At 42.0% G+C, this 19,186-nt stretch carries 23 protein-coding genes; 9 read left to right on the top strand and 14 right to left on the bottom strand.

Annotated features, from left to right (window positions below; all coding sequences use genetic code 11):
• Nucleotides 1–114: 114 nt before the first annotated feature.
• From MKY34_RS04700 to MKY34_RS04680, 5 genes are all read right to left on the bottom strand, one after another.
• A complete protein-coding gene (locus MKY34_RS04700) occupies nucleotides 115–1,134 on the bottom strand; it encodes an oligopeptide/dipeptide ABC transporter ATP-binding protein (protein ID WP_342514066.1) in 1,020 nt (339 codons plus the stop codon).
• Nucleotides 1,131–2,153 carry an ABC transporter ATP-binding protein gene (locus tag MKY34_RS04695; protein WP_342514065.1) on the bottom strand — a complete coding sequence of 341 codons (1,023 nt, stop codon included), beginning with the start codon at nucleotides 2,151–2,153 and terminating at the stop codon, nucleotides 1,131–1,133. The genes MKY34_RS04700 and MKY34_RS04695 overlap by 4 nt, the downstream gene beginning before the upstream one ends.
• Nucleotides 2,154–2,167: 14 nt before the next feature.
• Nucleotides 2,168–3,217 carry an oligopeptide ABC transporter permease gene (opp3C, locus tag MKY34_RS04690; RefSeq protein ID WP_342514064.1) on the bottom strand — a complete coding sequence of 350 codons (1,050 nt, stop codon included), beginning with the start codon at nucleotides 3,215–3,217 and terminating at the stop codon, nucleotides 2,168–2,170.
• Nucleotides 3,214–4,146 (bottom strand): ABC transporter permease, encoded by a 933-nt coding sequence (locus MKY34_RS04685; protein ID WP_342514063.1) that lies wholly within the window; start codon nucleotides 4,144–4,146, stop codon nucleotides 3,214–3,216. Before MKY34_RS04685 ends, opp3C begins: the two co-directional genes overlap by 4 nt.
• Nucleotides 4,147–4,412: 266 nt before the next feature.
• Nucleotides 4,413–6,065 carry a peptide ABC transporter substrate-binding protein gene (locus MKY34_RS04680; RefSeq protein ID WP_342514062.1) on the bottom strand — a complete coding sequence of 551 codons (1,653 nt, stop codon included), beginning with the start codon at nucleotides 6,063–6,065 and terminating at the stop codon, nucleotides 4,413–4,415.
• A 142-nt stretch (nucleotides 6,066–6,207) separates the two neighbouring features.
• Between MKY34_RS04680 and MKY34_RS04675 the strand changes: the two genes are divergently transcribed.
• On the top strand, nucleotides 6,208–6,585 hold the full coding sequence (locus MKY34_RS04675; RefSeq protein WP_342514061.1) for a DUF3899 domain-containing protein: 378 nt from the start codon (nucleotides 6,208–6,210) through the stop codon (nucleotides 6,583–6,585).
• On the opposite strand, the gene MKY34_RS04670 is transcribed toward MKY34_RS04675, so the two are convergent.
• The 4 genes from MKY34_RS04670 to MKY34_RS04655 all read right to left on the bottom strand — a co-directional run bounded on the left by MKY34_RS04670 (nucleotide 6,570) and on the right by MKY34_RS04655 (nucleotide 10,025).
• Nucleotides 6,570–7,496: a dipeptidase gene (locus tag MKY34_RS04670; RefSeq protein ID WP_342514060.1), complete on the bottom strand. Its 927-nt coding sequence runs from the start codon at nucleotides 7,494–7,496 to the stop codon at nucleotides 6,570–6,572. The two genes, MKY34_RS04675 and MKY34_RS04670, sit on opposite strands and share 16 nt — an antisense overlap.
• Nucleotides 7,497–7,513: 17 nt before the next feature.
• Nucleotides 7,514–8,437 carry an LD-carboxypeptidase gene (locus MKY34_RS04665; RefSeq protein WP_342514059.1) on the bottom strand — a complete coding sequence of 308 codons (924 nt, stop codon included), beginning with the start codon at nucleotides 8,435–8,437 and terminating at the stop codon, nucleotides 7,514–7,516.
• A 35-nt stretch (nucleotides 8,438–8,472) separates the two neighbouring features.
• Entirely contained in the window at nucleotides 8,473–9,297 is an 825-nt protein-coding gene (locus MKY34_RS04660) for a M55 family metallopeptidase (RefSeq protein WP_342514058.1), read from the bottom strand.
• A 179-nt stretch (nucleotides 9,298–9,476) separates the two neighbouring features.
• Entirely contained in the window at nucleotides 9,477–10,025 is a 549-nt protein-coding gene (locus tag MKY34_RS04655) for an NADPH-dependent FMN reductase (RefSeq protein WP_342514057.1), read from the bottom strand.
• A gap of 188 nt (nucleotides 10,026–10,213) precedes the next feature.
• Here MKY34_RS04655 and MKY34_RS04650 point away from each other — a divergent pair, with 188 nt between their 5' ends.
• The 5 genes from MKY34_RS04650 (at nucleotide 10,214) to MKY34_RS04630 (ending at nucleotide 12,639) form a co-directional block, all read left to right on the top strand.
• Nucleotides 10,214–10,738: an RNA polymerase sigma factor gene (locus MKY34_RS04650; RefSeq protein WP_342514056.1), complete on the top strand. Its 525-nt coding sequence runs from the start codon at nucleotides 10,214–10,216 to the stop codon at nucleotides 10,736–10,738.
• A 2-nt stretch (nucleotides 10,739–10,740) separates the two neighbouring features.
• A complete protein-coding gene (locus MKY34_RS04645; protein WP_342514055.1) occupies nucleotides 10,741–11,478 on the top strand; it encodes a hypothetical protein in 738 nt (245 codons plus the stop codon).
• A gap of 197 nt (nucleotides 11,479–11,675) precedes the next feature.
• Nucleotides 11,676–11,975, top strand: a complete 300-nt coding sequence (locus MKY34_RS04640) for a hypothetical protein (protein ID WP_342514054.1) — start codon at nucleotides 11,676–11,678, stop codon at nucleotides 11,973–11,975.
• 40 nt (nucleotides 11,976–12,015) lie between these two features.
• The gene (locus tag MKY34_RS04635; RefSeq protein WP_342514053.1) at nucleotides 12,016–12,420 is read left to right on the top strand and encodes a hypothetical protein; all 405 of its coding nucleotides are present in this window, start codon (nucleotides 12,016–12,018) and stop codon (nucleotides 12,418–12,420) included.
• 21 nt (nucleotides 12,421–12,441) lie between these two features.
• Nucleotides 12,442–12,639, top strand: coding sequence for a helix-turn-helix transcriptional regulator (locus tag MKY34_RS04630; RefSeq protein ID WP_342514052.1), 198 nt, complete (start codon nucleotides 12,442–12,444; stop codon nucleotides 12,637–12,639).
• A gap of 68 nt (nucleotides 12,640–12,707) precedes the next feature.
• Here the strand turns inward: MKY34_RS04630 and MKY34_RS04625 are convergent, their stop codons facing one another.
• Nucleotides 12,708–13,295, bottom strand: coding sequence for a GNAT family protein (locus tag MKY34_RS04625; protein WP_342514051.1), 588 nt, complete (start codon nucleotides 13,293–13,295; stop codon nucleotides 12,708–12,710).
• Between the two features lie 149 nt (nucleotides 13,296–13,444).
• Between MKY34_RS04625 and MKY34_RS04620 the strand changes: the two genes are divergently transcribed.
• A complete protein-coding gene (locus MKY34_RS04620) occupies nucleotides 13,445–13,867 on the top strand; it encodes an Lrp/AsnC family transcriptional regulator (RefSeq protein WP_342514050.1) in 423 nt (140 codons plus the stop codon).
• 51 nt (nucleotides 13,868–13,918) lie between these two features.
• Here MKY34_RS04620 and MKY34_RS04615 read toward each other — a convergent pair whose 3' ends face one another.
• Nucleotides 13,919–14,632: a FadR/GntR family transcriptional regulator gene (locus tag MKY34_RS04615; RefSeq protein ID WP_342514049.1), complete on the bottom strand. Its 714-nt coding sequence runs from the start codon at nucleotides 14,630–14,632 to the stop codon at nucleotides 13,919–13,921.
• Between the two features lie 200 nt (nucleotides 14,633–14,832).
• On the opposite strand from MKY34_RS04615, the gene MKY34_RS04610 reads away from it, so the two are divergent.
• Both MKY34_RS04610 and MKY34_RS04605 read left to right on the top strand, forming a co-directional pair.
• The gene (locus MKY34_RS04610) at nucleotides 14,833–16,224 is read left to right on the top strand and encodes an FAD-linked oxidase C-terminal domain-containing protein (RefSeq protein ID WP_342514048.1); all 1,392 of its coding nucleotides are present in this window, start codon (nucleotides 14,833–14,835) and stop codon (nucleotides 16,222–16,224) included.
• Between the two features lie 2 nt (nucleotides 16,225–16,226).
• Nucleotides 16,227–17,213, top strand: coding sequence for a bile acid:sodium symporter family protein (locus MKY34_RS04605; RefSeq protein WP_342514047.1), 987 nt, complete (start codon nucleotides 16,227–16,229; stop codon nucleotides 17,211–17,213).
• A gap of 270 nt (nucleotides 17,214–17,483) precedes the next feature.
• On the opposite strand, the gene MKY34_RS04600 is transcribed toward MKY34_RS04605, so the two are convergent.
• From MKY34_RS04600 to MKY34_RS04590, 3 genes are all read right to left on the bottom strand, one after another.
• Complete coding sequence (locus MKY34_RS04600) at nucleotides 17,484–17,735, bottom strand: hypothetical protein (protein WP_342514046.1); 252 nt, start codon at nucleotides 17,733–17,735, stop codon at nucleotides 17,484–17,486.
• Between the two features lie 191 nt (nucleotides 17,736–17,926).
• Nucleotides 17,927–18,349, bottom strand: a complete 423-nt coding sequence (locus MKY34_RS04595) for a hypothetical protein (protein ID WP_342514045.1) — start codon at nucleotides 18,347–18,349, stop codon at nucleotides 17,927–17,929.
• Nucleotides 18,350–18,855: 506 nt separating this feature from the next.
• Nucleotides 18,856–19,158: a hypothetical protein gene (locus MKY34_RS04590; protein ID WP_342514044.1), complete on the bottom strand. Its 303-nt coding sequence runs from the start codon at nucleotides 19,156–19,158 to the stop codon at nucleotides 18,856–18,858.
• Nucleotides 19,159–19,186 lie beyond the last annotated feature (28 nt).

Here is a 19,186-nt window from a genome sequence, read left to right as displayed (position 1 = left end):
ACATGTGATTGGAACCATAGCCTTTCTTCTCATAAAATGAGTAATCTGATGCAGTTAAACATCCCCTTCTCGACAGATATTTTTTCACAAAATAAAAAGAGTTGTCCTGAACATTCAGGACAACTCTTTATGTAATGGAACTGCATCTTCTCGCGCCATCACTTGCTCATCGTGAAGATGACACGCAACAAAATGACCTTGTTCTACTTCCGCAAATGTCGGCTCCAATTTCGAACAAACATCCATCGCTTTTGGACATCTCGTTCGGAATCGACAACCGCTTGGAATATCAATTGGACTTGGCACATCGCCCGTTAAAACAATTTGTTTCCGCGTGCGCTCTAGATTCGGGTCAGGCAATGGGATCGCTGACAGCAATGCCTCCGAATAAGGATGCAACGGTTTCTCGTAAAGCGTTTCACTTTCCGTCAACTCGACAATCTTCCCAAGATACATCACAGCAATCCGATCACTAATATATTTCACCATCGACAAATCATGTGCGATAAATAGAAAAGTGAGTCCTTGCTCGTTTTGCAACTGCTTCAACAAGTTCACAATTTGCGCTTGAATCGACACATCCAGTGCCGCAATCGGCTCGTCCGCCACGATAAACTCCGGCTCGACCGCCAACGCGCGTGCAATACCAATCCGTTGTCGTTGCCCTCCGCTAAATTCATGTGGATAACGCTGCGAATGCTTTTTGTTCAAGCCGACAAGCTCTAATAGTGCATTGACCTTCTCTTCACGTTGCTGAGTGGATAGTTCTGGTGCGTGAATGAGCAGTCCTTCTGAAATAATTTCCATGACCGTCATCCGTGGATTGAGCGATGAGTAAGGGTCTTGGAAAATCATTTGCATACTGCGTTTCTTTTCTTTCCGCTCCGCCGCACTACTTTTCGCATGCACGCCTTCCCCATTAAAAAGAATTTCACCTGCTGTCGGATCATAGATTTGCGTAATCGTCCGCCCTACCGTAGACTTTCCACATCCTGATTCCCCGACTAGGCCTAACGTCTCGCCTCTTTTAATGGTGAAACTAACGCCGTCAATGGCTTTCAACGTACTTTTCTTATCTAATTTAAAATGTTTTTTCAAGTCTTTAACGACTAACAGATCTTCACTCTGGCTCATGATTTTGCACTCCCAACTGTTTCCGGGACATGCTCTGCTGGCGTCCTCGGGTCTTGTAGCCAACACGACACAGCGTGACTATCATTCAATTGCGTCGTTTCCGGATGGAAGTTATGACAGACCTTCATCGTATATGGACAGCGGGCCGCAAACGGACAGCCCGTGCCTAATGTCGCTAAATCTGGCGGTGAACCCGGAATCGGAATAAGCGGCTCTGAACGACTCGCATCCAAGTTCGGCATTGAACGTAAAAGACCTAATGTATACGGATGCTGCGGCTCATAAAATATTTCATCCAACGCCCCTTGCTCTACCACTTCACCTGCATACATCACAGCCACACGATCAGCCATATTCGCCACGACACCTAAATCATGTGTTATCAGCACAATAGCCGTGTCCATCTTTTCTTGCAAATCTTTCATCAATCGTAAAATTTGCGCTTGGATCGTCACGTCAAGCGCTGTCGTCGGCTCATCTGCTATCAATACTTTCGGATTACAGGCAAGTGCCATTGCAATAACAACCCGTTGTCGCATTCCACCGGAAAATTGGTGCGGATACGCTTCAAGTCGCGCTTCCGCATTCGGAATTCCAACGAGCTGCAACATTTGCAATGCCCGTTCCTTCGCCTCTTTCTTCGTCATACTTTGGTGCTTAATAAGCCCCTCCATAATTTGCTTACCAATTTTCATCGTTGGATTTAAAGACGTCATTGGATCTTGAAACACCATGGAGATATCAGAGCCTCGAACTTTCTGCATATCCGTTACCGATAATTTCAAAAGATCTAGACCTTCGTACGCAATATTCCCTTGCGGAATAATCGTATTATGTTTTGGTAGTAAACGCATGATGGACTTGGCAGTAACCGATTTCCCAGAACCCGACTCCCCTACAATCGCCAGCGTTTCTCCTTTATTCAACTTGAAGTTCACACCTCTTACAGCCGCCACCGTACCGGTTTGGGTCTGGAAGGATATGTGTAAATTGTCAACTGACAAAATCTCTTCTTTCATACATGACCCACCCCTTATTTTCTCATTTTTGGATCTAACGCATCCCGTAATCCATCAGCCAACAAGTTGAAGCAAATCATAATCGCACTAATAACAATCGCCGGGAAAACGAGTTTGTATGCAAAATACCTCATTGATTTATAACCATCTTCAATCAAAACCCCAAGCGAAGCTTGCGGTGCCTGCAATCCTAAACCGATAAAACTTAAAAAGGCTTCAAAGAAAATCGCTGTCGGAATGGTAAACATGATAGTTACAATAATCGGACCCATGACGTTCGGCAGCAAATGTCTACTAATGAGGCGGAAATTCGATGCCCCCAGCGTTTGAGAGGCTAAAACAAATTCTTGACCTTTCAACTGCAAAATTTGTCCGCGTACAACCCTCGCCATCCCTACCCAACCGGTTATGACCATCGCCAAAATAATCGACGTAATCCCCGGTTCAAGAATCAGGATAAACAAAATAATGATAATCAAATTCGGAATACCCATTAATACTTCGATAATCCGCTGCATAAGATTGTCTACTCGCCCTCCGTAAAACGAGGAAATACCGCCATAGACAACACCAATGACTAAATCCAAAGCCGCTGCGACGAGTGCGATGAATAAGGAAATTTGCGTCCCCTTCCACACCCTCGTCCACAAATCACGGCCGAATTCATCCGTTCCGAACCAATAGTTCTCTTCTATCCCTCTCGTTTCATACACATCAACGCCCTTTACGTCCTTTCCGTTAAACCCAAGCCACTCAAGTCCAGGGACTTTGGCAGGTAAATTGGAATGGACCAAGTTTTGGCTTCGATACGTATGCTCGTTCAGCAACGGACCCACAAGCGCCAACACGATTAGCGCTATAAGTACAACAAGAGAAATAACCGCTCCTTTATTTTTGAATAAGCGATGGAACGCCTCTTGCCAAAATGACACAGACGGCGTTGTAATTTCTTCATTTTTTTCTGGATCTAATGGCGCCGGTACAAATAAATCCGCAGTAATTTCATGTGCATCTACTCGTTCTTTTACAATGGATTCTTGTTGATCAATTGTACTTTTACTCATGCCTGTCCCCCCTGTTTATAATCAATTCGGGGATCTAGTAGCCCATATAAAATATCGACGATGAACACAACAACGATAAATAGCGCGCTGTAAAATAACGTGATACCCATAATTACGCTGTAGTCGAGAACAAGAATCGATAATGTAAACTGTTCTCCAAGCCCTGGAACAGCAAAGATTTTTTCAATGACTAAGGTTCCAGTCATAATTGAAACTGCTAGTGGACCCAGCATCGTCACAACAGGAATGAGTGCATTTCGAATGACGTGCTTCGAGATCACCGTTAGTTCACGCAAGCCTTTTGCCCTAGCCGTTGTCACATAATCCTGTCCTAATACTTCAAGCATTTCACTGCGTATAAATCGGGCGACCGTCGCAATAACCGTCACAGAAAGCGCAAAGGACGGTAAAATGGTACTGGCATAACTTTCCCATAAAGCGACAGGTAAAATCCCCCACTTCACCCCAACAAAATACTGTAGCAATGCCGCAAATACGAATGATGGAATCGACATCCCAAGCACCGCAAGCGTTACAGCCCCGTAGTCAAGAATCGTATTATGTCTTAGCGCAGATATAATCCCCAATACAAGCCCGACAATCGTCCCAAAAACAAGGGCTTGTAAACCAATCATTGCCGAAGGACCGATTCGATCGACAATCATACTTTCGACAGTTCGACCTTCATACTGGAAAGAATAACCAAAATCACCTTGCACTAAATTCCCCAAATAGCGGAGATATTGGATTGCGGCCGGCTGGTCCAATCCATACTTGGCATTCAAAATCATCAGCTGCTTCTCTGACAATTTCTCAGGATTGCTAAATGGCGTCCCTGGTAGTAATTGCATGAGAAAGAACGTCGCGGTCGTAATGATAAACAATGTGATAATCATAAAGCCAAATCGTTTCACTATGTAGCCCTTCAAATTAAACACCCCAATTTCTTGACAAGCTCTTCTATGTTGAACGATAAAACAAAAGCGCAGGGCGCCTGCTTAGATGCGACAGGCATAAGGCGAGCCGACGGCGTGGCGATCTTTGCCACAGAGTCGGCTTGACTTATGACCCGAGCATCTGGCGCCTGGAGCCTAGACGATACCCCAAAAGCGCAAGCGCCTAGACGACAAAAGGAAAAAACGAAGGTGCACCAGTAGATACACCTTCGCTCTTCTACTACTTTCAAACGGCTAAATTATTCGATATAAGCACCTTTGTAAGTGAATTCTGCTCCAGATGGATGTTTGACAAGATTTTGCACTGTGTCACGTTTTAGAATTGCAGCACCGCGTTGGTAAAGTGGTGCAATTGCATAATCTTCTTCCAATAGCACTTTTTCAATGCTAAGAAGGAGTTCATAACGCTTGCTTAGATCTGTCTCTACACGTGCTTGCTGAACAAGCTCGTCGATTTTCGGATTGCTGTAGTCCATACGGTTAGAAGAACTACCGTTTACCCACATATCAAGATATGTCATCGGGTCACTATAGTCAGGTCCCCATGTAGACAGAGACAATTCATATTCGATCGCTTTTTCAATTTCAAGACGTTGTGCGAAAGGTACTGCTTTAATCTCCAATTTGAAGCCTGGTAGATTATCCTCCAATTGAGCTTGTAGGTATTCTGCTACTTTTTTCATTTCATCAGAATCCGCGATATTGAGTGACACAGTCAATTCTTTTTGACCAGTGTCAGCCAGCGCTTTTTCCCAAAGCGCTTTCGCTTCTTCAACTGTTCCCTTATTGAAATCACCATTCAATTCACGGTAATCTTTTTTCTCAGGTGAGAAGTAGAATCCTCCTGCAACTACGCCATATAGTGGTGCAGAACCGTCTTTTAGAATGACATCTGTCAAACCTTGACGGTCAATTGCCATACCAATTGCGCGGCGAATGTCCGGATTTTTCAATATTTCATGATTATGGTTAAAGCGTAAAAATACGATGCCTGACTCTTGTTCAATATTGAAATCTTTATTATCCGCATATTGATCGATCAATGCAGATGTTAGCCTAACGCGGTCAACTTTACCCGTTTCATATAAGTTTGCACCCGCAGAAGGATCTTTGACAACAATCGTATTGACTTCATCAAGCTTTACATTCGCTGCATCCCAATACGTATCGTTTTTAACCATTTTCCAGCTTTGTTCGTGCGTCCAATTCGTTAGTTTAAACGGTCCATTAGACAAAATGTTTTCAGGTTCAAGCGCATACTGATCTCCTTGCTCTTCAACAAACTTTTGGTTTTGTGGGAAGAATGTTGGGAACGCCAGTAGCGTTTCAAACAATGGATTTGCACTTTCAAGCGTTACTTCAAGCGTTTTTTCATCAATTGCTTTAACGCCTAGCTCCGCTGCATCCATTTCCTCATCCATAATCGGCTCAGCATTTTTAATACCTGCAGTTACAAGCATGTAGTTGTATGGGCCCGCTTCTTTCATGACACGTTTCCATGCATATTCAAAGTCAGCAGCCGTTACAGGCTCACCATTAGCCCAAGTTGATTCTTTAATTGTAAATGTATGAACTGTGCCATCTTCACTTTTTTCATGCTGTTCAGCTAGAATCGGAACAGGCTGATTGTTTTCGTCTTGACGGAATAGCCCCTCATTGACGTTATTCAATACGTCAAATGCAATCGCGTCATGTGCTTTTGTAGAATCTAGTGTAGGAATATCAGCCGTTACGCCCAAGTTCAACACTTGTGCTACCTTGCCGTCTTCCTTTTTCTCTCCATCATCTTTCTTGTCGCCTGTGTCTTTTTCTGTTGAACTAAAGTTACAACCTGAAACAAGCAACGCAAATATTGCTAAAAACATGAACCCCAACCACGTTTTTCTCTTCATCTCCCAATTACCCCCTTGTACTATTTTATTAATTTAATATAGCAATTGTAAGCGCCTACACTTAGAATAGCAATAAGACTTTTAATTATTAGTTAATTTTATTGGTATTCTGACAGAGAAAGCTAGGAGCTGACCTATTCCAATGACAAAAAATAAACTGCTTGTCCCATTATTCATCATTCCAATTGTACTATTACTTTTTTTCATCCTTTTTTCGACAAGCCAAATTGTTACCTTTTTAGATATCCTTTTCTATCTAGGCCTCATTTTACTCGTCGTCGGTAGTGCATTACTTATCATCCAAGAAGGCTTTTTCACGGCCTTTCTCAAAAATTCTAGGCGATTCTTTTCCGCTGTGAATAAACGTGAACAAGCGATTCAGCATGGCGAGGGAAGAGGCCGCGAAGGCGGGACGTATGTCAAACGCTTTCCGTTCTTAACATCCCTGCTCTCCCTCGGTGGCTACTACTTTGTATTGAGCGTGGCTGCCTCGTTCGTCGTCGTTTACTTCGGACGATAATCTAAGAAGTTTTGATAAGCAAAGCCTTTCACTGTATCTTCACTGTAACGTTTCAGCAATTCGTTGATTAAGTTCGGATACTTAGATGCATCTTCTAGTCCTTGAACTTTCGTCATAATACCATCGAAGTCCGAGCCTAATCCGATTTGCTTTTCTCCTCCTAATGCACAGAAGTGATCAATATGTTTGATTAAATCATCAATCGTTACGTCTCCTTGCTCCTTCACAAATTGCGGACAGTAGACGACATGGATCAGGCCATTTTTCTCAAACATCGCTTTCGCTTGCTCATCATGTAAATTACGGACATGATTGCAGAGCGCCCGCGCGTTGGAATGGCTAGCAATCGGATAGCGTGCTTCCTCCATGACATCCCAAAAAGCTTTTTCGCATAAATGAGAGACGTCCGTCAAGATTTTATGGTCGTTGTTAAACTGCACAATTTCTTTCCCGAATGTTGTCAGACCAGCTCCACGTGGCTCCCCTGCACCATCTGCAGCCAAGTTCGCATTATTCCATGTCAGCCCAATCGAACGAACACCCAACTGATGAAGAATGGATAGCTTTTGCAAGTCATTGCCGATTGCATCTACGCCTTCAAGCGTTAGTACCGCCCCGATTTCCCCCTCTTTAAGCTGATCGAAATCGCTCCATTCCTTAATATGTTTCATATTCGGATTATTTGCTAGGACATCCGTGTAGAAATAATGGATTTGATCTAACGCAACTTGGAACTTTTGATCCGACTTGATGTCTGGGTAAATGAAAATCGCGAATGCTTGTACTTTTACGCCCCCCGCCACAAGTCTCTCATAGTTGGTATCCAGTTCCAGAGAATCCCGAAACTTCACTTTCCCCTTAGATTCATAGAGTTTTAACAATGCATCACAATGTAAGTCAATAATTTGCATAATCCCATTCCCCTTTCTTATTGAACACCTGGAAGTACTGTTAACGTTTTTGCAGTTGCATCTAACTTTGCCTCTACTCCCAACGGCACAGCAAAATGCGGTTGGCAATGACCAATCTTAAATCCTTTGACAACAGGCTTATTGAGATTCCCTAAATAATGATCGAATACCTCGTCGATCGTCTGCGAGTTGTCCTTTTTCTCCCGATCTACTTTTGAGAAATCCCCAACGACAACCCCTTGCACTTCATCCAATTTCCCTGCTAGCTTCAACTGATTCAACATGCCATCAATACGATAAGGTGCTTCCCCAACATCCTCGATTAAGAGCAGTTTGCCCTTCATATCGAGTTCGTACTTCGTACCAATTGCACTCGTTATGAGTGAGAGATTTCCTCCTACTAACTCGCCCCTCGCACTTCCCTCGGATAGCGTTGTCAATGGTGAAATTGCCTCTGTATAATGCAATTCCATCGGCATAAACAATTGCTGGAACATCTTCTTGGATAAATCCTGGAATGAATCTTTCCCTACATCTGATGCCAGCATCGGACCATGGAACGTCACAATATCCGAATACTTCCCTAGGGCACTATGTAAATACGTAATATCGCTATATCCCCAGAAGATTTTCGGATGTTCTTTAACCAATTGATAGTCGATACTTTGTGCAAAACGAGCCGTTCCGTACCCGCCACCCGCACAGATAATCCCTTTGATACTGTCATCTTCAAACATCGCATGGAAATCCTCGGCTCGTTGCGCATCAGTTCCTGCCAAATGTCCATTGACCTTGTCGACATGTTTACCCATTTTATACTTCAAGCCAAGTTCTTCTAAAAAGGCCAATGCCCGTTGCAAGTTCTCTCTATTCGGCGGACTTGCTGGTGCAATAATGCCAACCGTATCACCTACAGCGAGTCTTTCTGGTCTTAATCGCATGTGTAACCCTCTTTTCTACTTTCTCGCGTGCATTGTCAGCAAAACTTTGTTTGCAATGCCAACTCAATCATAACAAGCATTGCACGATAAGCCTCAATAATGTCCCTCGCTTCGAATTTCACCGTTGTCGTTCCCGGCTCAATTTCACAACCCGGCATCAGCGCCGCCCATTCTGCTTGTCCATAATTGGTAAATTCAATGCGCAGTACCGGATTTTCAGGCGGCACAAGCGGCTGAATTGTTTTTCGCTTGGCAATCGCCTCAGTCGTTTTCACTTCTAGCAATGCATGCGCTTTTTGAGGATGCAAGGTTTGCACAGCTGATCTCGAAATCGACTGCTTGACTGCTGCCGTCACAACGCCCGGAATGAGTGCTTCCGCTTCACGACACGCGCCGTCATCGCCAGCTACCAGTATGACCGGCACACCAAAATGGCCTGCAACATAAGCATTGAAGCCCAATTCCCCAATTTCAACATCATTGATAAACATCTTACGTACCGCAAAAACCATCGAATGGCTCATGACACCCGGCTGTCCCGCACGTGCATGGTATCCCGCAAAAATAGCCCCTTCAAACGATTCATCAATCGACTGAACCATCGAAAGTGGTTTCAAATCACCCGTAATAAAATCCGCTTCCGGATGCAGTTCTTCAACGAGCAAGTTATTCATTTTCGAATGGCTGTCATTCACAAGAACTTGCTTTGCCCCTTTGTCCAATGCCGCACGAATAATCACATTCGCTTCCTCTGTCATAATCCGCCGTGCTCGCTCATAATTGTGTCGGGCCGAATCCACAAACGTGTAGTCTGGTAACCCTGTAATGCCTTCCATATCCACAGATACGTAGATTTTCATATATTAGTCCCCCAGATTCCTGAATTGGTAGAATCATTCAACAACAATATTCGCACGCTCAAAAGTATTTGGCAAGTTCATTTTTTCAACATCACACGGACAATCAAAATAGAAAAACACCTTTTCGATGGTCGTCTACAACATCAAAAAGGTGTTTTTCTATCATAATAATGTAAACCTTACTTCGTTTCTTCTTTAACAAACGCAACAAAATTATCCATGACTTGATCTAAAAACTGTAATGTTGCTTCATCTGTCAATTCGCCGTCTTGAAATTTTTGCCCCGCTGCGCCGATGAAAATTTCATTGCCTGCCGGTGGTAAAATATTGGCGTTAATGCCCATGCTCATTAATACTTGGCGCAAATGTAATTGTGCCCTCACTGTGCCAAGCGCTCCTTGAGAGACACCCATCGGTAGAACCGGCTTCCCAACAAGTGGTCGTTCCACTCTTGATAGCCAATCCAATGCATTTTGTAGTACGCCCGGTATCGACCAGTTGAATTCAGGTGTGCTAATTATGACCGCATCCGCTTCTACAATTTGCTGTTTATACCACTTCACTTCTTCTGAAGGTGCATGCTCATCATCTTCGTTGTAATGCGGCAGAATCCCGATATCCGCGATTTCCACGTCAAACAGTGTACGATATCTTTTCTGAATCGTTTTCACCAACTGCATATTGAATGAGTTTTCACGTAAGCTCCCGACAAGTGCCACAATCTTCATAGGCCTCTCTCCTCTATTCCCTAAATTTTCAGCTATGTCTGTATTTTACACGAGGTACACTACTTACATACGCTGGAATGCTCAACTGGCAACAAATTTTACATATTCGAAAACTTTTTCACTCGTAGACGGGTAAGTATAGTAAGAGCGACAAAATACCGTACGTTCTTGAAAGGAGTGAAGCTCATATGGAAACAAACGACTGGATACAAAAAATTCAAGCGGGCGATAAAGAATCCTTTCGCCTCTTTTACGAAGCCTATGCGGACTATGCCATCCGAACCGCTTCCGCCATTACACGCAATCGAGAAATGGCGAAAGATGCTGTGCAGGAAACATTTATCCGCGTGTATCGACAAATTCATAGTTATCAGCCAGAACTACCATTCGATCCGTGGTTCTATCGAATTTTGACAAACGAGTGTCTGCGATTATTGAAAAAAGAGGCTCCTCTTTCCAAATTCGAACATCCTGATTTAGAAAATGACCCTGCCCTTGCCGAGCAATCTTTCGATCATCTCGCCGACCTATACGATACGATTCAATCGCTCGATGACGCACATCGAATCCCACTCATCTTGAAATATATAAAAGGCTTTACTGAAAAAGAAATTGCAGACATTCTCGGGCTCAATCACAACACGGTAAAATCACGATTATTTAAAGGGCGAAAACGGCTCAAAAAACAATTGAATATAGAGGAGGACGAGTGACAATGAACCCTTTCGATAAACAAGCAATCGAGCAACTTCATAAACGGACCGAACAAGAGGCAGATGGGCTCAAAGACGACATTTGGAATGCACTCGAAAAAGAATTATTTGATGATAAGAAAGGTGACGTGAAACATATGAAAAAGCGGATAATTCCCGTCATACTGACCGCCGCCGCTGCCCTGATTATCGTATTCAGTCTACAAACAGAACCAGGAATGGCATTTGTCAAAAGCATGAAAGAACTATTCGTCCCCGAAAAAGCACTGATTCAAAGCATCGAGGGACAAGACGAAGAAACCGACGTTCACTTGAACGAAGGCACAAATGCCGAATACATTATTTATGTCGATGAAACACGCTACAAAATGATAAAGGGTGAAAAGGCAGATATCATCACCACCATCGAACCACTACCAGCCCAGTACCCCCAAGTGTCTATGGAAATTAAACAAGTAACAGATGAAAAACCAGAAGAACTCGTTACGAAAGTCGAAACCGATTTGAAAAAAGATTTCCCTGAACTACGTGCAATCGAAAGCGTGACAGAACCCGTCGAAGGATATCTATTACATGGAGCTGCGGGCAATGCGCCAGATAGTAAAATCGTCCACACTTACGTCATTAGCAACGGTAAAACAGGCAGCTTCATCATCACTTCTAACTATTTCCTAGAAGCCGCAGAAGGCCACGGTGCTAGATTCTATCATATGTTAGAAAGCTTTGAAATCGTTGAATAAGGAACAAAGGAGCTTCCCGATTTATTTAGGAAGCTCCTTTGTACATTCATTCATTTATTTATTTATGACCGTCTTGAACCTCCCACAACATTTCTCCATACAAAAAACAATTATGTAAAACTTGTTTGACTAAACATGTAAAACATCTTATACTAAATTTGTAAAACATGTTTGACTAATTGAATGGAGGTTATCTAATGGATTGGTTTTTACTACTGTTTCTAGGCTTTATTTTGTCCCTATTCGTATTGATTGGCTTATTGCTCATTTCATTAGCGAAGCAGGGAGATGAACGGGGAGAATTCATAAAAACAAAAGCAATGACCTCCACATTCCTCGCAATCGTCGGTTTGTTAATTTGGCTAAATATCAAAGCACTTTATGTCATATTTGCAAAAGGCGAAAAACCAGAAGGCATTAACCCTTTCACCTTTCTCGTTGTGATCTCAATCGTATTCCTGGTAAACCTCTTATATAACAAAAAGAAATTAACATGAAACATGTTGTACATTATTTTCATGAAGGGGATGATTACAAATGACAGCTGTCAAAAAGGTCAGCATATTCGGTTCACTCGTCCTTATTATTGCAATCGGTGGGTTTGGTCTATATGAGTGGATTGAAAAAGACACCATCAATGCTTCTACAATCTTCTTTGTTTCTTTAGGTATAGGTTTTCTCTTTCAGTCTTTTACGTGGGGTGAAATGGATGGAAAACACGAGGGCAAAAAGGACGAATTGGAAAAACACATAACACTTATAAGCTCTAAGGTAAGTTATTATGTACTGCTCATACTAATGGTCATTGTTTTATTTTTATCGGAACGAGTAACTGCCCTGAATGACATCGAAAACATCCCACTTGTCATTGTAATTGGCCTTGCCTTCGTCACACTTCCGATAATTGAATTCTTTATTTCAATGAAGTACCGTTTGAAATAAAACAGAAATTTGGTGATTGATATGCAAAACAACATACAAGAACTTCGAAAAGCTAAAAAATTATCTCAAGAAGAAGTTGCTAAACTGTGCAATGTGACAAGGCAAACGATAAATGCCGTCGAAAATAACAAATACGATCCGTCACTATCGCTTGCGTTTGCCTTAGCTGATATCCTTGAAACAACTGTTGATGAGCTGTTTAAGCCAGAGAAGAACTAGAAGCAGCCCTATCAAAAAAAGGCAATCTCATACACACGAGTTTGCCTTTTTGCCGTTTTATTTTATAGTTACATAAACTCTTTAAAAATACTTCCTTTAATATCATCCCATTCAGTATGAATAATACTAAAATAGACATCATCTCTGCTTACGCCAGACGTATCCATATAATTCGCTCTAAAAACCCCTTCTTCGGTTGCCCCTAACTTCTTAATAGCCTTTTGCGAACGAATATTTCTCACGTCAGCACTAAACTGTACCCTTCTAAAATTCATAACCTCAAATGCATAGGTTAACAACTCAAATTTACAAGCCTTGTTCAAACCAGTTCCTCTATACGGTTCGCCGTACCAAGTCCAGCCAATTTCCAAGCGCTTATTATTGAACTGCATATGTCCAAACCTAGTTGAACCCGCAATTTTATTGGTCCTTTTATCAATCACCAAAAATGGATATGAATTACCCGCTATTCTTTGATTTGCCGTTTCATTTATGTACTGATCGAGTTCCGCATCATTCTTACACTCGATTGTGTAGTAAACCTCTTCGTCATAAATGATCTCTTGTAACTGCTCTTTGTATTTTCCGTCAAACGGAATTAACTTAACAAGATGATTTTCTAAAATGATTTGATCGTTATAAAATTCATTCACCATTTTTAACATTCCCCCTTATCTTTATATAATTATATAAGGTATATTGTTCTAAATACATAACTATAGTAAGGTTATTCTAAATAAATACTTTATTATAAATGATAATACTATGCCTATACCTTATTTTTTAATGTAAAGGAGATAACTCATTGGACGAAATCGATCAAAGCATCCTGAATCAGCTTCAAGAAAACGCACGCATATCCATGACAGAACTCGGGAAGCAAATCAGGCTTTCCACTCCCGCAACAAACGAAAGAGTAAAGAAACTAGAAGATAAAGAAGTGATAACAGGCTACAGGGCGATTATTGACCCTGAAAAACTCGATAAAAATGTAACGGCATTTATTTTATTCGATACAAAACAAGGAAAAAGATTCCGTGATTTTTGCCAAGAACATCCGCTAGTAGTAGAATGCCATCGATTGGCAGGGCAGTTTAGTTATTTGGTAAAAGTCGTAACGGAATCCGTGAAAATGCTAGAAGAATTTATTGACGCTACTTTACCTTACGGAGAACCTTCCACCCTAATAAAACTATCTTCTGTTGTAGAATATAAGCCGTTTATTTAAAAAGAAGTGTCCTGTAAATCGATGCATGCTCGACTTACAGGACACCTCTTTTCATTCCAACACCGGTAAAAATGCCTCGCTCAATTCCTTACGAATCCGACTAATATGCTCTTCCATCAGCCGTTTTGCCTCGCTTACATTTCCCGAAGCAATGGCCACATAAATATCCTTATGCTCATTAAACGTATCTTCATAACGACTTGGATCCATAAAACGATGCCCTCTCGTCGCACGGATTGTGTCTTCCATATGTTCCGTTAGCGTTTGAACCAAATTGATGAGCAACGTATTATGCGTTGCTTGCACAATTTGCAAATGGAAATGCAAATCCGCTTGGATGCCCGCCTCCACCTCTTTTGAGGATACCGCCAACTGCTCAAGTGCCTGACGGATCTTCTCTAAATCCTCGGAAGTCGCTCGTTGCGCAGCGAGCGATGCCGCTTCCACTTCCAACGCACGCCGAAGCTCCAACATCTCATAGACCAAATTGCCTTCTGCTTGCACAACCGTCGTTGATAGCTCGTCACTTAACACTTGTACTTCAGACGTCTTGATAAAACTGCCCCCACCTTGCCGAATCTCGATGATGCCATTCATCTCCAAGGTTTTGAGTGCCTCTCTCACCGAAGTCCTGCTAACATTGAACTGGCTCGCCAACTCCCTCTCCGGCGGCAGCTTGTCCCCCGGTTTTAGCTCCCCATTTAAAAAGAATGCTTCAATCTTTTCAACAATCACTTCATACGTCCTTTTTCTCTGTGAAATCAACAATGACACCCCTTACATTGAAGCTCTTTTTTGTGACATTAACGATAACAATAAAGGAGCAAGTAATCAATCGTGGAAAAAATAAACGTTGCATTGTTCAGACTATTACGTATAATGAAAGTGGTTGGACCAAAACTCCAAAACTATCACTTACATATAATATCGGTATGACCGATTATTCACTTAAGGAGCGACAAAAAATGACCATATCTACAGAATCGATTGTTAAAGCATTACAAAATGTACTGACAGAAGAACAAGTTACCGTCAATGAAACCGTGCGTGAGCTTCACGGGCGCGACGAATCTTACCACACGATGCAATTACCAGACATTGTTGTATTCCCAGCGTCTACAGAAGACGTCAGCAAGATTATGAAAGTATCACAAGCACACCAAGTTCCAGTCGTTCCATTCGGACTTGGTTCAAGCCTGGAAGGGCATGTCATTCCGGACAAAGGAGGCATTACCATCGACTTCTCACTCATGAACAAGGTCTTGGAAGTTCGAGCAGAAGATTTTCTCGTAAAAGTGCAACCCGGCGTCACACGTACACAGTTAAACAAAGAATTGAAAAAGCACGGGTTATTTTTCTCCGTTGATCCAGGAGCAGATGCGACACTAGGCGGCATGGTCGCAACAAATGCGAGTGGGACAACATCCGTTAAATACGGAGTGATGCGAGATCAAGTTCGTGATTTAGAAGTTGTTCTTGCAGATGGCATGGTTATTCATACAGGGAATATGGCCGCAAAATCGGCATCAGGCCTTCATTTGAATGGGTTATTTGTCGGTTCTGAAGGGACACTCGGTTGCTTTACAGAATTGACGTTACGTGTTTACGGCATTCCAGAACATGTCATGGCCGCTCGGGCATCTTTCCCGACAGTCAATGACGCAGTGGAAGCCGTCGTCTCCATTTTGCAGGCGGGCGTTCCGATTGCACGTGTGGAATTGGTCGATGAACCTTCTATTAAACAAGCAAACCTATTTAGTGAAACGAGCTTTCAAGAAAAGCCGACACTATTCTTGGAGTTCCATGGCAATGAAGCGGGCTTGCAGCAAGATGTCGAGTTCACAAAAGACATTGTGGCAGATCATCATTGCACAGACATCGAGTTTGAGACAGATAACGCTGGTCGCAATAGACTATGGGAAGCCCGCCATAACTTAGCTTATGCCTTTATCCACGGTTATCCAGGCAAAAAGATGATGGTAACAGATGTCTGTCTACCGATTTCGGAATTAGCAGGCGCCGTCAACCATGCACGGGAAACGGTTCAATCATTAGGCATGCCTGGTGGAATTGTCGGTCACGTCGGCGATGGGAACTTCCACGTATTGCTCATGATGGATATGAACGATCCTGCTGAACTGGCCAAAGCTGATGAATTGAATGAACGAATCGTTCACTATGCACTCGAACGTAATGGCACATGTACAGGCGAACACGGCGTCGGCATTGGTAAGCAAAAATACCAAGCACAAGAACATGGCACAGCACTTATCGTCATGGAAAAAATCAAACAAGCACTTGATCCACACAATTTACTCAATCCAAATAAAATCGTGAAAATCGATGGGGAGGTATGACGATGAAAGTACTTGAAGCAGTCGGAACAATCGCGGGGAAATACTTTGCTCTATGGGTCATTTTCGCCGCGGTTATCGCCTTTTTATTTCCTACACCTTTTTTAGGATTAGGTGCCTATATTACCATTTTACTCGGTGTCGTCATGTTCGGAATGGGACTGACACTGAAGGCAGTCGACTTTAAAATCATCTTAACAAAGCCACTACCCGTCATTATTGGGGTTTGTGCGCAATTCGTCATTATGCCACTCGTCGCTTTTGCGCTTGCGTACTTGCTTAAATTACCGCCTGAATTGGCGGCAGGATTAGTCTTGCTTGGTTGCGTACCAGGCGGGACTGCCTCAAACGTTATGGTCTATTTAGCAAAAGGAAACCTTGCACTCTCTGTTGCGATGACTTCCCTTTCAACGTTATTGGCACCAGTCGTCACGCCACTCCTGCTACTATTACTAGCCGGGCAGTGGCTACCTGTTGACCCAATGTCTATGTTCAAATCGATTGTCCAAGTCATCATCATTCCAATCGTTTTAGGATTACTGATTCAGAAGTTCTTCCCGAAAGCGGTTGAAAAAAGTGTTTCCGTCGTTCCACTTATATCGGTTGCCGCGATTCTCATTATCGTTGCCGCTGTCACTTCTGCTAATGCAGGAAATGTGGCCAGTTCTGGGTTCATTGTCTTCATCGCTGTGTTCCTTCATAATGGCTTCGGATTACTCCTTGGCTACTTGACTGCCTTGATGATCGGCTTAAATGAAAACGACCGACGCGCCATTTCTCTCGAAGTCGGCATGCAAAACTCTGGGCTAGGCGTAGCACTTGCAACTGCGCATTTCGGTCCACTCGCCGCACTACCTAGCGTCTGGGGCGCTATCTGGCATAATATTTCCGGACCGATTCTCGCAACCATTTGGTCGAAAAAGCCGACGAGTGACGAGAAAGCGAAAACGAGAAAGCAAACGAACAAAGTTGTAGCTATGAAAAAAGGTTAACATTTTTGGGGATTATCGCCCTCAAAGAAAACTGATTCTTCACAAAAGAGAGGTTCTTCAGAGTCCTATACCCGACTCAAAAGAACCTCTCTTTTTCTTTTAAATTAACTCTTGTGCCTTAAGTTCCTCATAAGAAACACACACCTATTTCATCCATCTAGTAAAAAATATTGACATCGTCCTTAGAAGGTTTGATTGCCTATTTAGGATTACCGGACTCCTTAACATCAGTTTTGGACACTACTATTGCCAAACAAGGATTTTTTGTAACTATGATTCAAAAACTGTTCTCTCCGGGAACACACCATCTTCTTTTACTAGACAAACTGCCAATCTTTGAGCAGCTCTATCGAAATAAAACTTAGATGGGAAATTCTTATCTGGTATAACTTCTAGCTCCAAAAACCTCTCAGTTAATTTATTTAACTCTATTTTCCCCATAATATTCTCATTAGGTCCGAATCTGTAAACCACAGTTTCATTATCTTCATATTCTTTTAGTAATAATATATATGAAGCCAACTTTATTCCTCCTCTGGTGGATGCCATGGACTTGTTGGGGGCTACTACTTTTCTCCCGCGGAACAATTCCACCTGAAATACCGAATCATTAATTTCCCAAAAGCACTTGTCGCCTGTTATTAGACAATCAAGTGCTCTTCATTGATAAAACAGTTATTAATTCGTTGAGTTTTTACTCGTTCTGTATTCCCTTACTTGAATTTCTCTAAGCCATGATATGGATTCAGTATGTCTTCCCCTACCTCATTGATTGTTTCTTGTATTTCTTGGAGTATTACTTTATCAATGACTTGTCTTTGGCTAATAGAATCTTTAATTTTTTGAAAGCAGTTTTTTAAACCCAAGTTTACAACAATCGACAAAATAATATCTACATCATCATAAGACTCAGTATTCCACAAATCGCAAAGAACTCCATCAACATTATCTCTTATGTCAGCATTTAATAACTCATAAGTCATCACTTGCCTGTCCATTAATTGACTAAGTATCTGTAAAAATTCATTTTTATCAATCTTATTAAATGAAAAATCATTTAATACATCTCGAAATAATGAAGCTAGTTCACTTACAGATAAAAAATCTGGCAATTTTCGATATTCTTCTAAATTCATTATCATTTCTCCTCTATAGGTACATGAACCTCATTTAAATTTGGCCAGTTCCTTAAAAAAGGCCTGTAACTCAGCATCCTCAGTGCCATTCACCTCGGGGATGGGTTTCCCGTAAGTCGTCATATCCGGAAATGTTAAAATACCCAATTCATACAGCAAATTCGATCCATCCACAAATCCATAACCAAACCGAATCGAGTCTTGTCCTGCTAACAGTGCACCAAGTTGCGTTGCGGCTGACAGTTTGTGCCCGTCTTGACAGGGAGACCTGCCATGGCCAGTGTTGTACTAAATCTGCCTTGAGCATATTTTTTGTACAAGTGACTGTAGTCGCCCCAAATGTAAAGACCTTGAAAGGCATCTGGCCAATCAAGGTTTGCTTCTACATTAGGATTAATCGCTCTTGATATACAACTTCATTATTTGTTACTTCTAAAGAAGAAATTAATCTAAATTAAATGTTTTTCTCATGAAACTTTCGGTTCAATAACTTCAATACCCTAATTTTAACCCATATACTCCTCGGCAATTTGTATACTTCTCTTTAAATCTAAGTCTGGGTATCTTTGATCTAAGCCGTATAGTAAATCAATATATTTTTCACTTTGCAAATTATATGCCACTTCCTCGAAAATCTCACTTAAAAATAAAAGTTCTGTTTTTGTACAGACCTGTAAGAAATTCAAAGTTAAGTCCTCGTCTTCGCTTAGCAAGGCAATCAGCTCTTCCCATTTCTGCTCAATTCTTGGGTCATTATCATCTAGTAATGCTCGAGCACCTAAGACTTCTCTTACTTTTTCCTCAAACATTGTTAATACCTCCTTGTATTAAGGAATC

Origin of the sequence: Sporosarcina sp. FSL K6-1522 (assembly GCF_038622445.1) — a bacterium.
Classification (GTDB): domain Bacteria; phylum Bacillota; class Bacilli; order Bacillales_A; family Planococcaceae; genus Sporosarcina.
This window is presented reverse-complemented; position numbering and strand designations above follow the sequence as displayed.

What these genes read in the sequence shown, in the direction of transcription:
- MKY34_RS04650 (WP_342514056.1), top strand. Translation starts at nt 10,214, where the DNA reads ATGGAAACAAACGACTGGATACAAAAAATTCAAGCGGGCGATAAAGAA.
- MKY34_RS04605 (WP_342514047.1), top strand. Translation starts at nt 16,227, where the DNA reads ATGAAAGTACTTGAAGCAGTCGGAACAATCGCGGGGAAATACTTTGCT.
- MKY34_RS04700 (WP_342514066.1), bottom strand. Translation starts at nt 1,134, where the DNA reads ATGAGCCAGAGTGAAGATCTGTTAGTCGTTAAAGACTTGAAAAAACAT.
- MKY34_RS04670 (WP_342514060.1), bottom strand. Translation starts at nt 7,496, where the DNA reads ATGCAAATTATTGACTTACATTGTGATGCATTGTTAAAACTCTATGAA.
- MKY34_RS04610 (WP_342514048.1), top strand. Translation starts at nt 14,833, where the DNA reads ATGACCATATCTACAGAATCGATTGTTAAAGCATTACAAAATGTACTG.
- MKY34_RS04640 (WP_342514054.1), top strand. Translation starts at nt 11,676, where the DNA reads ATGGATTGGTTTTTACTACTGTTTCTAGGCTTTATTTTGTCCCTATTC.
- MKY34_RS04695 (WP_342514065.1), bottom strand. Translation starts at nt 2,153, where the DNA reads ATGAAAGAAGAGATTTTGTCAGTTGACAATTTACACATATCCTTCCAG.
- MKY34_RS04655 (WP_342514057.1), bottom strand. Translation starts at nt 10,025, where the DNA reads ATGAAGATTGTGGCACTTGTCGGGAGCTTACGTGAAAACTCATTCAAT.
- MKY34_RS04635 (WP_342514053.1), top strand. Translation starts at nt 12,016, where the DNA reads ATGACAGCTGTCAAAAAGGTCAGCATATTCGGTTCACTCGTCCTTATT.
- MKY34_RS04675 (WP_342514061.1), top strand. Translation starts at nt 6,208, where the DNA reads ATGACAAAAAATAAACTGCTTGTCCCATTATTCATCATTCCAATTGTA.
- MKY34_RS04660 (WP_342514058.1), bottom strand. Translation starts at nt 9,297, where the DNA reads ATGAAAATCTACGTATCTGTGGATATGGAAGGCATTACAGGGTTACCA.
- MKY34_RS04630 (WP_342514052.1), top strand. Translation starts at nt 12,442, where the DNA reads ATGCAAAACAACATACAAGAACTTCGAAAAGCTAAAAAATTATCTCAA.
- MKY34_RS04625 (WP_342514051.1), bottom strand. Translation starts at nt 13,295, where the DNA reads ATGGTGAATGAATTTTATAACGATCAAATCATTTTAGAAAATCATCTT.
- MKY34_RS04645 (WP_342514055.1), top strand. Translation starts at nt 10,741, where the DNA reads ATGAACCCTTTCGATAAACAAGCAATCGAGCAACTTCATAAACGGACC.
- MKY34_RS04595 (WP_342514045.1), bottom strand. Translation starts at nt 18,349, where the DNA reads ATGAATTTAGAAGAATATCGAAAATTGCCAGATTTTTTATCTGTAAGT.
- MKY34_RS04590 (WP_342514044.1), bottom strand. Translation starts at nt 19,158, where the DNA reads ATGTTTGAGGAAAAAGTAAGAGAAGTCTTAGGTGCTCGAGCATTACTA.
- MKY34_RS04680 (WP_342514062.1), bottom strand. Translation starts at nt 6,065, where the DNA reads ATGAAGAGAAAAACGTGGTTGGGGTTCATGTTTTTAGCAATATTTGCG.
- opp3C (WP_342514064.1), bottom strand. Translation starts at nt 3,217, where the DNA reads ATGAGTAAAAGTACAATTGATCAACAAGAATCCATTGTAAAAGAACGA.
- MKY34_RS04665 (WP_342514059.1), bottom strand. Translation starts at nt 8,437, where the DNA reads ATGCGATTAAGACCAGAAAGACTCGCTGTAGGTGATACGGTTGGCATT.